Below are 10389 nucleotides of genomic sequence, written 5' to 3' on the forward strand. Positions count from 1 at the left end.
GCGCGGGGCGAGCGCCGGGTTGGGGCCTGGGCGGCAACCTGCGGCGCCGGACGCGCGGCGTTCGGATCGGACCCTGTCGATCCCTTCTACAACGTCAACACGCGGGAAGACCTCGTCGCGGCAGGGCGGCTCGTCACCCTCGCCGGCTGAGCGGCGTCTCAGCGGCGGCGGATGAGATAGGCCTGGCCGGACCCTTCCGCGGTCGCGCCAAGGAACTCGTGCCCGGCCTCGGCGCAGAAATGCGGCACGTCCACGACCGCGGCCGGATCGGTCGCGACCAGCCTCAGCACGGCACCCGGCCGCATCGTCAGGAGGCGCTTGCGCGCCTTCAGCACCGGCAGCGGGCAGAGAAGGCCGGCCGCATCGATTTCCTCGTCCCAGTCCATCGCCCCGCAATAGGCGAGGCACGCCGGCCTGTCCATCCGCAGGCACTGTCCCGCCGCCTCGCGCGCGATCCCGTCGAGCAGCGCCCCGCACCTACTGCATCGGCCTCTCGGGGAGGTTTCCGTAGTCGGTCACGAGCCCATTGCCGACGATCGCGCTCTCGACCGCTAAGGTCGCATCCTCGAACGAGCCGTCGAAGGGGCAGGTCGTTGCTTCCTGGGCCGTCGCGGCCCCGACGCCCGGCCGCTTTCGTCGGTCACGGCGGCGATGGCGTTGACCGATCCGGTCGCAACCAGAACCGCAAGGCGGATCGGCATCACGCCCATGACCTTCTTCATGTGCACGACGTACTTCCGGTTGCGGTTCATCCGGCCGCGTAACGGCCGCGCGAAGACCGCGGCCGGAACGAAGGGCGCCGTCATGCCGCGCCCGCAGGTCAACACAAGCGCCGTCCCGCGCCCGCGACGACAAGCCGGCGTTGCGCGCCGGCCGTGATCGTCTGGTCCGACTTGCGCTCGGACATGGAGATTCCGGCCATGCAGCACTGGTAGAAGGGAACCATGGGCAGGGTGCACGGCGACAGGTAGGACAGAAGTCCCACGGGAGGGGCGCCACCGAAGGTGGGATCCAACCGCACGGCTTCCTCCCTGCCTTGCCCGGAACGCCAAAACATATTAAAATCTGCATATGTGAAAGATGGGGCGTCAACATGCGGCGCGCACTCGTCCTGATTCTGACGGTTGCGGCGGGCGTTCCGGCCGCTGCCGAGGTGCGGCTCCTGATGGTCGAGCAGCCAGGCTGCGCCCATTGCGCGCGCCGGGACGCCGGGATTGCGCCCATCTACCCCAGGATGCCGGAGGGCCAGGCGGCGCCGCCGGAACGGGTGCAGCTGAAGGGTCCGTATCCCGCGAACGTGGCGCTCGGCCCCACGCCCGTCTCTACGCCCGCCTTCAACCGCGTCCGCAATGGCGAGGGGGACGGCCGGGTCGAAGACTATCCGGGCGAGGACTTCTTCTGGGGCATGCTGGCGCCGATTCTGGCCGGGGCGGGCGAGATCCCCGCGAAGGCGGCGCCGTGACGGGCTGGCGCCGCGGGGGTCGCGGCCGGAGCGTGCCGCCCGGTGCGGCGGATGGTGCCGACGCAAGCGGACGTGAAACAGCCGCCTGCGTCACACCCAAAGCCACGGGCGAGGATCTGTCGACCCAGGCCGACGAGGCGGCAGGATACCTCAAGGCACTCGCCCACGAGGGACGCCTGATGATTCTCTGCCATCTTCTCGACGGCGAGAAGTCGGTGACGGAACTTGAATCGCTCCTCGCGTCACGTCAGGCGGCCGTCAGCCAGCAGCTCGCGCGGCTACGGCTCGAAGGATTGGTGAAGGCCCGCCGCGACGGAAAGGCGATCTACTATTCCTTGAGCGACCCGAAGACCGCGCGCATGATCGGCTTGTTGAACGAACTTTTCTGCCGCTAGGGCCGACGCGCAACCGAGGATGGCCCGACCCCCTGGGAAGCAAGACGATGGCGGCGATGCCACCGGGCCTGCTGGCCGCGCTTGGCGGATTGATTGGCGGAGCGGCCCTGGGCGGTGCCGCGCGGCTGGGGCATTTCTGCAATCCTCGGCACGCTTGAATCGGCCGTCTACCGCGCCGACCCGCGACGGCTGCGGCTCTGGGGGGCGTCCTCGGGGCTGCGATCATCGGCACGTTCCTGGCCGAAACCCTCGGCCTCGCCGCGCCGAGGGCGGCCTTCTGCCACACGATCGCCAGGACCGGCCTGCCTCCGCCGGCCTCCGCCATCGTGGCCGGGCTGGGTGCGCTCGGCTGGGACTTGTCGCACGCACCGTAGAGACGTTGTCCCACCCAGATCGCCGTGGGCGTAGTAGCCGCAGGCATTCCGTTCGGTCTGCGCCAGTTCATCGGTGGCTTCCAGCCCGACCGAGCCGGCGCCGCGGCGAATATCCGACCTTGGTCCGATGACAGGCACCGGCCAAGGTCGGATGGTGTCCCGGAAGTGGTCCGCACCCGGCGTGGCGGAGGTCCTTCGCCGGTATTCGACCGGATCGCTTCGTGTGAAAGAGGGAGCACAGGGCCGCGGCGGCCGCGGCAGAACCCGATGGAGCACAAGATGGACACACCGTTCTACACCCCCGGAAGACTTGCCATCATCCTTGGCACTGCTGCCTTTCTGGTGGCGATGCCCGTGAAATTCGCCTTCGACGCCGGCTCCGGCCTCGTCACCCTCAAGGCCACTCACGCGCAGGCGAAAAGCGGCAGCGACGATGACGATGGTGATGACGACAAAGGGGGCCGCGGCGGCCACGGCAGCCACGACGACGACGATGACGATGATGATGACGACGATGACGACGACTCGTCCGGCACCGGCGGCACGACCGGCGGCACCGGTGGCGGGTCCGGCGTGCAGAAGATCGAAGTCTCCTCCGCCGGCGTGGAAGTGACCTATTCCGACGGCACCAGGGAAGAGATCGAGAACGGTCGTTACGAGCGCAAGAATGCGGCGGGCCGGACGGTCGAGGAACGTCCGGCAACCCAGGCCGACATCGACCGCCTGCTGGCCCTGCGCTGAGCCTGCGGTCAGATTGAATTCGATGAACCGGGGCGTGGCGCGACGGCGTGCCGCGCCCGCTCCGAGTGAGAAGCCGATGCCAGCCGGGTGGACCGCACAGTGCGTTCGTTCCTGATTCTCCTGCTTCTGTCCGCGCTCGTCTGGGGTGCGTCGCCCGTCGTGCATTTCAAGCTCGACGGGAAGGCAGGCGCGGCGTTCGCAAAGAACGGATCGTCGAACGATGACGATGATGACGACGATGACGACGACTCGAGTGGCTCCGGGGGCTCCGGCTCCGGCAGCTCTGGGTCGGGCAGTTCGGGGTCGGGCGGTTCAAGCTCGGGCAGTTCCGGGTCTTCCACGTCGGGAAGTTCCTCCGCCTCGACGTCGGGCAGTTCAGGATCGGCCACGTCGCGTGGCGGCAACTCGTTTGGAGTTGACGGGATCACCGTCCGCTTCGCCGACGGTCATGTGGAACGCATCCGGGGTGGCCGGTTCGAGTCGCTCGACGCGCGCGGGCGAATGGTGGCGACCCGCGCGGCCGGGCGAGAGGACGAGGCACGGCTCAGGTCATTCGGCGAAAGCGCCAGGCGCAGGGGCGGTGCGCGCCTGATCGACGCCATCGTCGAGATTGCCGAGCGCGGTGCGGCGATCGAGGTGACCGATTTCCGGGGCTGGCGCGAGATCGTGACGCGCGGCTCCTACATCGTGAAGGATCCCAAGGGGCGCACCGTGGCACGGCGACCGGTCACTGCCGCGGACATAATCCGAATCCGCGGCATGTTCTCGCTCGACTGAGCGCCGCCGCGGCTCCGGCGCGGGTCATTTCTTCCAGTGCTCGCGCGCCATGACGGCCGCCTCCACGCGGTTGCGCAGATGGAGTTTCTGCAGGATCGTCGTCATGTAGTGCTTGACCGTCTTCTCCTGCAGGTCGAGCGCGCGGCCCACCTCCTTGTTGCTCTTGCCTTCGGCCACCAGCCTCAGGATGTCCTCCTCGCGCTTGGAGAGGTCGTCGAGCGGGTTCTCCTCCCGCTTCGGTCCGCCCTCGCGCATCGCGTTGAGGATACGGGCGGCGAGCGTGGGCGAGACATAGGATTGCCCGCGTGCCACATCCTTGACGATGGAGACCAGTTCGCGCGATCCGACGCCCTTTAGGATGTAACCGATGGCCCCGGCCTTCAGCGCCTGCATCACGTCGTCGTCCTCTTCCGAGACGGTCAGCATCGCCACCTTCGGCGGGACCGGGCCGGCCATGATCCGCCTGAGCGCGGAGATGCCGCCGCCGGCGGGCATCGAGATGTCAAGCAGGACGATGCCCGGGGAAAGCCGCTGGACGATTTCAACGGCCGCGTCCGCGTCCGACGCATGCCCGACGACGGCGAAGGCCGAGTCATCGGCCAGGCTTCGCGCAACGCCCTCGCGATAGAGCGGGTGATCGTCCGCGACCACGACCCGGATCTTCTCCATCATGTCCCCCTCGTGTCCAGTTCCATCGCGACCTCGGCGCCCGGGCCGTCGGTGCGGTTGCGCACGCTGAACGTGCCGCCGAGGCTTTCGACGCGGTCGCGCAGCCCCGAAAGCCCGATGCCCGAGAAATCGCCGCCGCCCTCCGGAAGGCCGGATGGCGCGACGGAAACGCCCGGCCCCCGGTCCCGGACCGAAAGCCTGAGGATGCCGTTCCTGAACGACAGTGCAACCTCCTGTGCGGCGCCGCCGGCATAGCGCCAGGCGTTGTTCAGCCCCTCCTGCACGAACCGGAAGAGGCAGATCTTCACGGCCTGCGCCAGGCCATCGGGGCCCGGCATGTCGCAGTCGACCGCTACCGGCATCCCCGTGCGGGCCGCGTGGGTCTCTGCGACGCCGCGGACGATGTCGCAGGGCGACCGCGCTTCGATGTCGGGCAGCGAGAGCCCCTTCGAGATCGACCTGACCTCGCGGATCGCGTCCTTGACCGCCCGCTCCACGGCGTCGAGCTCGGTGGTGGTCGACACTTCGCCGCGCAGGGCATCCAGCCGCAGCGCCGCGAAGCTCAGAAGCTGGGCCGGCCCGTCGTGCAGGTCCGCCCCGATCCGCCGCAGCGCCTGGTCGTTCATCGCCGAGGCGCGGGCCGCCGCGTGTTGCACCCGCGCGCGCAGCGCCGCGTTGTGGGCCGAGAGCGCCACGAGATCGTCAAGCCGCGCGGTCAGTTCCGCCCGCTGGCGGTCGATGGTGCGGCTGCCGCGCAGGACGATGAGATAAAGCACGCCGCCGATGGACAGGAAGGTGATCGCGACGGCGATCCAGGCATTCCGCCGCGCCGCGCTCAGGTCTTGCCGGAGCTGGCTTGCGACCTCGTAGAACTCCGCCACGGCGATGACACGGCCCGACCACGCCTCCCGGACCGGCGAATAGACTTCCAGGAGAGGGAGGCCGAGCGCGTTTTCCCCCTTGTCCTCCTCGTCGCCCAGATCCTCGAAATCGGCGCGGGTCTCGCCGTCGAGGGCGGCCTTCAGGTTCTCCGAGACCGCGAAAGTCTGGCCGATGATGGCCGGATCGGAGGCATGGGCGATATGCCCATCCGGTTTCCAGAGTTTGAAGGACACCACCCTCTCGCCAAGCGGCGTGCCCGTGAACACCTCGTCGAGCGCCCGCCGCGCCCCCGGGGACAGCATGTCCACCTCGGCGAGGTCCTGGGCAAGCGGCGCGATGATGCTGTCCATGTACTGCGATGTCGCGTAGGCGGTGTTGCGGACCACGCCCTCCTCGATGCGGGCGGTTACGACCCGGCCGATCAGCAGCATCGACAGGATCATGACGACCCCGCCCGCCAGTGCGAACTGCGCCGCGAGCGATAGCCTGTTCCAGGAGCTCAGTGATCCCCGCATCGCCCGTCCGGCTGTGTCTGTTCGTGCCCTCGTTCTAGGGGCGAAGATCGCGGCGCGCCACGGGCTTTGGTCCGATGACCCGGGCTCCGCCTCAGCCCAGCGAGGCGACGTCGACCGCGTCGATGATCAGGGCGAAGGACCAGAAGGCGGCCATCTCGGCCTCCCAGGCCGCGCGGTCGACGCCCGGGCCCGCCAGGAACCGTTCGATCCGGAAGCCGAAGCGCTCGAAGCCGGAGGAGTCGAGCGACGTGAGGATCACCGGGGTCACCCCCCGTTCGAGCGCGGCGGCGGCGAGCCGCAGGGCCGCGCGGGCGGGATCGGCGAGCGGCGCGTCGACGCGGATGCCGATCCACGAAGCGCCGGTGTCACCCCGGTCCCACAGGCGGGGCGAGGGGGGTGGTGTCGCTGCGATCCGGCCGGCAAGCCCGGCGCCGGTCCGAGCCGGACCGGGCGCTCCGGCGTCAAGGTCGACCGGCTCCCCCGGAGCGATCCGCGACAGGACCGCAAGCCAGTGCTCGGGCGTCATGGCACCTCCTCCCCGAGGATCAGCGCGGCGGCCGCGCGGTTGCCCGGCGCCGGCAGCTCGGTGGCAGCCAGCGCCGCGCGCACCCTGTCGCCCTTGCCCAAGTCGAGGAAGGCCGCAATCTCGCGGTCGAGCAGCAGAAGCTCGTGCGCGAGGACCGTTTCGGCCAGCCCGCGATCGGACGCGGCGCGGGCGCGGCGTTCCTGGTCATCCATGTAGACTGCCATCTGCGGCACGAAGATGGCGGGAACTCCGTGATAGAGGATCTCGTGGAACGAGTTGTAGCCTGCGGCCGAGATCACGAGGTCGGCAAGAAGGCAGAGGGAGAGCGCGTCCCTGGTCTGGACCACCCGGGTGTGCGTCCATCCTGCCAGGCCCGGCGGCACCACCGCCCCCGGCCAGACGACGACGAGGTTGAGGCGGCCCGTCCGGGCCTCGCTGATGGCGGCCACGGCCTGGAGTTGCGCGGTCCGGTCGGCCGCCACGCCGCCGCCCAGCATCGTGACGACAAGTTCCGAAAACGGCGTGCCGAGCCGGGTGGCGAGCGCGCCGCGCCCGGCGCGCCGTTCGGAGGCGTCCGGAACGGCGCGCCGCTGGACAATCGGCCCCACTCTGCGCACCTTTGCGCCCCCGCGGTCGCTGTTGAGTTCGGCAAAGGCCTCGCCCGGCACGATCACGCGGGCAAAGGCACGTTCGCGGTCGAGCGCACCGCCCTGCAGCTGCCCTGCCTGCCAGAGCCCGCGCCGGATCCAGGTGGCGTCGATCTCCCGTTCATTGATGACGCGCAGGACGGAGTCGAAAACGTAGCCGCCATCGAAGACCAGCCGGTCGCCCGGCCGAAGCGCCCGGCGGAGCCGCAGGTAATTGAGAAGGTCGTTGGCGTGATCCTCAGGGTGGTCGGGGCTCTTCTGCACAAGTGGCAGGCAGTCGAAGCCCTCGCCGCGCAGCATCGGAATGCAGCTCGGAAAGGCCGCGAAAACCGGCTCGGCGACCTTGGTGCCGAGTTCCGCCGCCACGAGCGCACAGCGCCGCGCATGGCCGAGGCCGACGCCATTGGTCGGCAGCAGGACGATCCTGCGCGGGGCAGCCTCATCGGTCTTCGGTTCGGACACTGACCCCGGGACGAGAGCCAGCGCGGCCTCCAGAGGCTCCACCGACCGGGCGTTGAGCCAGGGGCTCCGCTGCGCCTGAAGCCCGATCTGCCTGCGGTTCACCAGCACGTTGTGCTGGACGTAGTTCGCAAGCCCGCCGAGGTCCTCTGGCCCCCGCACCGCCGGGGCGCCCGCGGCCACGAATCCCGCGCCTGCGGTGCAGTCGATGGCGACCCGCCCGGACCGCATCAGGTCGAGCGCGAACGCCGCCATCCGCTCTCCCGGCACGCCGTCGCCGAAGAAGGCGGCGATGTCGGCGCGAGCGGCGAAGGTCGCGGGCGAGAGTTCCGAGAGACCGAAGATCGAAAGACCCGCGTGGCGCGTCGCTTTCACCTGTTCCTTGCCCTTGCCGGGCAGGATGACGTGAAGCCGGAAGCCGGGCACCTGATCCATCGCCGACAGGAGCGGCAGGACCATGGGATCCTCGAGCGACTCCTGGCGCAGCACGACGAAAAGCTGCGGCGTCCGCTCGGGCTCGGGGCCGGGAACCGGCGCCGCCGCGAGCGGAGAGATCGCGTTGGCGACGAGCGTCGGACCCTGAAGCGCGGCAAGGTCCACGAGCGCGGGCTCGCGGCCCAGCGCATAGGCCGCGCGGGACTGTGCCGTGATGGCCGCTTGCCGGTCGGCGAAACGGCCGACGACATGCACCGCCACGCCCGGGCCGAACTGTCGATGCCTGAGGGCCGTCAACGTATCCTGCCCGATCGCCTCTGCACCGATGATGATGACACGGGTCACCTCGACGCGGTCGACGTCGGCGAGGAACCGGGCGGCCTCGTATTTCTGGTAGCGTTCGAGACGGTCGGGCAGCGTCCGGTCGTCGAGGATGACCGGATGGCCCCGCGCGGCCAGCTGGGTCGCAAGAAGGAGCTTGGCGTCGAAGTGCCGGTCGGTGCGCTCGCCCGCCTCGATCAGGATCATGCGGCGGCCTCTCGGGACAGACCGGTCGCGGCGGCGAACCGCGCCTGGAACGCCTCGGCCGAAAAGCGCGACAGGGTCGCCTGCGCCCGCCGAACCTGGGAGGCGTAACGTCCGGGGTCCGCGATGAAGCCGCGGATGAGCGCGTCCACCTCCTCGGGCCGGGTGGGCACAACGGCACCGGCGAAGCCCGCCGCCGTCGCGGCGTCGGAGATCACCACCTTCCCGGCGGCGATGGCTTCGGCCAGCACACGGCCGAAGCTCTCCTGCCAGGTGGGGGCGGTGAAATAGACCATGAAGTCGATCATTCCGAAATAGCGTTCAAGATCAAGGCCCCGGAACGGGTGCAACTGCCAGTGCGGCACCGGCGCCTCCTCCGCCATGAGCACCTCGGCACCGAGGATGACATTCGCCTCGGCGTGGCGTGGAAAACAGAGGTCGAGAACCGCGCGCGGCGGAAACTTCTCGAACCCGGGGCGCGAATGCCGCCCGCGCCGGTCGCGCGGGGCGTCCGTGGGCGGCGTCAGGGGGAAGTCGCAGATGTTGAACCAGTCGTCCGCAGCCAGCGACCAGCCCGGCCGGACACCGTTCCGGGCGACCCAGTCACTGACCGTCACCCGGTTGTGCGCCGAAACGGGCGCGAGCGTCTTCCGAAGCGCCACTGTGCCACGGTCGATCCGGTCGAGGCAGCCGGCCACATCGAAGCCCTCCGCCCCGCCCGGACGCTGGAAATTCTCGTGCGTCACCACGATCAGCTCGCGCGCGACGATGCGGCGACCGAGGGTCTTGTCGAACTTGAGGAAGGCCGGGTTGTGCAGGATCACCGTGTCGGCGGCGATCACGGGAGCATCCCAGACGGCCTCGATCCCCGCCGCGTCCAATGCGCCCGCAAGCGCGGGCGAGAGGCTCTGGCCGCTGAACATGCGCGACGTGACGGCATGGACCTCGGGCCGGACAAGGGGCCGAACGGCCGCGACCTCCTCGGCGACGGCGGCGGAGGTGCCGCCCGGAAAACGCGGGTCGAGCACGTAGGCGATGCGCGGCTGGTTCGTCATCCCGTCTCCCCGCCGCTGCCCGGCACTCAGTAGGGCTCGATCCGCCGCACCGATCCGGTGGCGAATGCCACCACTGGCGCGGGCTGCACGATTGCCGGCGACGGCGGGCGCGCGGCGAAACAGTCGATCTGGCCACGTTCGGTCGCCGCAACGAAAACCCTCAGTTCACGGGCGAGCGCGTCTTCGCCGGTCATGATGGACGGGTTGCTGACGAGATACTGCCAGAGCGCACCGCAATCCTTGGCAAGAATGAGCGCCTCGATCTGGCGCAACTGGTCGACGTCGTAGGCCGCGCGCGCCGGCGACGTGCCCGCGAGCATCAGAAGCGCGGTGATCACCGCCATCAGTCTCGGTTCAGGCATCGGGGTTCCTTCCGGTCTTGAGTCTTGTTGCGCGCCTTCGCATACCCATCGGATCCCTCACAGATGATCGCCGTTGCGCAGTTGCTGCAGGATGCGGGCGCGCAATGCATTCAATTCGCGGTCTGCCACCGAAACCGAAGGCTGCCCGGAGGCGCGCCGAGTTCTCACCGAAGCCGCGGCGCTGCCGCGCCCAGCCAGCCAGACCTCGATCGTGCCCGCGGGCGGCGCGGGCGAGAAGGCGGTGAAATCCCGCGCCTCCGCCCCCAGCTCGGTCGCGACGGCCATTGCTGCGGCGGCATCGGCGGCATGGAAGTAGCGTACGTTGCTTTCGCTGATGGTGATGTCCACGCGGTTCGGTTCGGCCAGAACGAAGCCGCCGGCGCCCAGCCCTTCGACAAGCGCGGCGAGTTCCGCGTCGCCGACGCTCGCCGGTGCGTTCAGCACGACCGGGCCGGTAAAGCGCGGACCGACGGCCGGCGGAAGCTCCGGCGGGCCGGGCGGCGCATCGGCGGCCGTGGCGAGGACGAGGTCGGCAAGGGCGGGTACGTCCGGCAGAGCCAGGGGA

Annotated in this window: 15 protein-coding genes; 4 read left to right on the forward strand and 11 right to left on the reverse strand. The window is 69.7% G+C overall.

From position 1 onward, the window contains the following. Positions 1-158 precede the first annotated feature (158 nt). The 3 genes from F9K34_RS13635 to F9K34_RS19070 all read right to left on the reverse strand — a co-directional run bounded on the left by F9K34_RS13635 (position 159) and on the right by F9K34_RS19070 (position 1021). Positions 159-386, reverse strand: coding sequence for a sulfurtransferase TusA family protein (locus tag F9K34_RS13635; protein ID WP_291337532.1), 228 nt, complete (start codon positions 384-386; stop codon positions 159-161). Between the two features lie 165 nt (positions 387-551). After that, entirely contained in the window at positions 552-806 is a 255-nt protein-coding gene (locus tag F9K34_RS19065) for a hypothetical protein (protein ID WP_366557908.1), read from the reverse strand. A gap of 14 nt (positions 807-820) precedes the next feature. Beyond that, the gene (locus tag F9K34_RS19070; RefSeq protein WP_366557907.1) at positions 821-1021 is read right to left on the reverse strand and encodes a cytochrome c biogenesis protein CcdA; all 201 of its coding nucleotides are present in this window, start codon (positions 1019-1021) and stop codon (positions 821-823) included. Between the two features lie 72 nt (positions 1022-1093). On the opposite strand from F9K34_RS19070, the gene F9K34_RS13645 reads away from it, so the two are divergent. The 3 genes from F9K34_RS13645 (at position 1094) to F9K34_RS13655 (ending at position 2972) form a co-directional block, all read left to right on the forward strand. After that, complete coding sequence (locus F9K34_RS13645; protein WP_291337521.1) at positions 1094-1462, forward strand: thioredoxin family protein; 369 nt, start codon at positions 1094-1096, stop codon at positions 1460-1462. Between the two features lie 116 nt (positions 1463-1578). Continuing rightward, on the forward strand, positions 1579-1857 hold the full coding sequence (locus F9K34_RS13650; protein WP_291337533.1) for an ArsR/SmtB family transcription factor: 279 nt from the start codon (positions 1579-1581) through the stop codon (positions 1855-1857). Positions 1858-2510: 653 nt separating this feature from the next. Then, a complete protein-coding gene (locus F9K34_RS13655; protein ID WP_291337522.1) occupies positions 2511-2972 on the forward strand; it encodes a hypothetical protein in 462 nt (153 codons plus the stop codon). A gap of 8 nt (positions 2973-2980) precedes the next feature. Here the strand turns inward: F9K34_RS13655 and F9K34_RS13660 are convergent, their stop codons facing one another. Then, complete coding sequence (locus F9K34_RS13660; protein ID WP_291337523.1) at positions 2981-3361, reverse strand: hypothetical protein; 381 nt, start codon at positions 3359-3361, stop codon at positions 2981-2983. Between the two features lie 61 nt (positions 3362-3422). Here F9K34_RS13660 and F9K34_RS13665 point away from each other — a divergent pair, with 61 nt between their 5' ends. Further along, complete coding sequence (locus F9K34_RS13665) at positions 3423-3749, forward strand: hypothetical protein (protein WP_291337524.1); 327 nt, start codon at positions 3423-3425, stop codon at positions 3747-3749. Positions 3750-3773: 24 nt separating this feature from the next. On the opposite strand, the gene F9K34_RS13670 is transcribed toward F9K34_RS13665, so the two are convergent. The 7 genes from F9K34_RS13670 to F9K34_RS13700 all read right to left on the reverse strand — a co-directional run. After that, a complete protein-coding gene (locus F9K34_RS13670; protein WP_291337525.1) occupies positions 3774-4421 on the reverse strand; it encodes a response regulator in 648 nt (215 codons plus the stop codon). Further along, positions 4418-5815: a sensor histidine kinase gene (locus F9K34_RS13675; protein WP_291337526.1), complete on the reverse strand. Its 1398-nt coding sequence runs from the start codon at positions 5813-5815 to the stop codon at positions 4418-4420. Before F9K34_RS13675 ends, F9K34_RS13670 begins: the two co-directional genes overlap by 4 nt. A gap of 91 nt (positions 5816-5906) precedes the next feature. After that, entirely contained in the window at positions 5907-6341 is a 435-nt protein-coding gene (locus F9K34_RS13680; protein ID WP_291337527.1) for a hypothetical protein, read from the reverse strand. Further along, on the reverse strand, positions 6338-8410 hold the full coding sequence (locus tag F9K34_RS13685) for a glycosyltransferase (protein ID WP_291337528.1): 2073 nt from the start codon (positions 8408-8410) through the stop codon (positions 6338-6340). The genes F9K34_RS13680 and F9K34_RS13685 overlap by 4 nt, the downstream gene beginning before the upstream one ends. Further along, the gene (locus tag F9K34_RS13690) at positions 8407-9462 is read right to left on the reverse strand and encodes a glycosyltransferase (protein WP_291337529.1); all 1056 of its coding nucleotides are present in this window, start codon (positions 9460-9462) and stop codon (positions 8407-8409) included. Before F9K34_RS13690 ends, F9K34_RS13685 begins: the two co-directional genes overlap by 4 nt. Before the next feature lie 26 nt (positions 9463-9488). Next, entirely contained in the window at positions 9489-9824 is a 336-nt protein-coding gene (locus F9K34_RS13695) for a hypothetical protein (protein ID WP_291337530.1), read from the reverse strand. Positions 9825-9881: 57 nt separating this feature from the next. Beyond that, positions 9882-10389, reverse strand: a 508-nt coding sequence (locus F9K34_RS13700; protein ID WP_291337531.1) for a hypothetical protein, incomplete at its 5' end; no start/stop codon positions are given.

The organism is Albidovulum sp. (assembly GCF_008933605.1).
In the GTDB taxonomy this organism is placed as follows: Bacteria; Pseudomonadota; Alphaproteobacteria; order Rhodobacterales; family Rhodobacteraceae; genus Albidovulum.

Coding starts and splice junctions, on each gene's coding strand:
- F9K34_RS13690 (WP_291337529.1), bottom strand. CDS start 9,462: ATGACGAACCAGCCGCGCATCGCCTACGTGCTCGACCCGCGTTTTCCG.
- F9K34_RS13635 (WP_291337532.1), bottom strand. CDS start 386: ATGGACTGGGACGAGGAAATCGATGCGGCCGGCCTTCTCTGCCCGCTG.
- F9K34_RS13655 (WP_291337522.1), top strand. CDS start 2,511: ATGGACACACCGTTCTACACCCCCGGAAGACTTGCCATCATCCTTGGC.
- F9K34_RS13675 (WP_291337526.1), bottom strand. CDS start 5,815: ATGCGGGGATCACTGAGCTCCTGGAACAGGCTATCGCTCGCGGCGCAG.
- F9K34_RS19065 (WP_366557908.1), bottom strand. CDS start 806: ATGACGGCGCCCTTCGTTCCGGCCGCGGTCTTCGCGCGGCCGTTACGC.
- F9K34_RS13670 (WP_291337525.1), bottom strand. CDS start 4,421: ATGATGGAGAAGATCCGGGTCGTGGTCGCGGACGATCACCCGCTCTAT.
- F9K34_RS13695 (WP_291337530.1), bottom strand. CDS start 9,824: ATGCCTGAACCGAGACTGATGGCGGTGATCACCGCGCTTCTGATGCTC.
- F9K34_RS13680 (WP_291337527.1), bottom strand. CDS start 6,341: ATGACGCCCGAGCACTGGCTTGCGGTCCTGTCGCGGATCGCTCCGGGG.
- F9K34_RS13685 (WP_291337528.1), bottom strand. CDS start 8,410: ATGATCCTGATCGAGGCGGGCGAGCGCACCGACCGGCACTTCGACGCC.
- F9K34_RS13645 (WP_291337521.1), top strand. CDS start 1,094: ATGCGGCGCGCACTCGTCCTGATTCTGACGGTTGCGGCGGGCGTTCCG.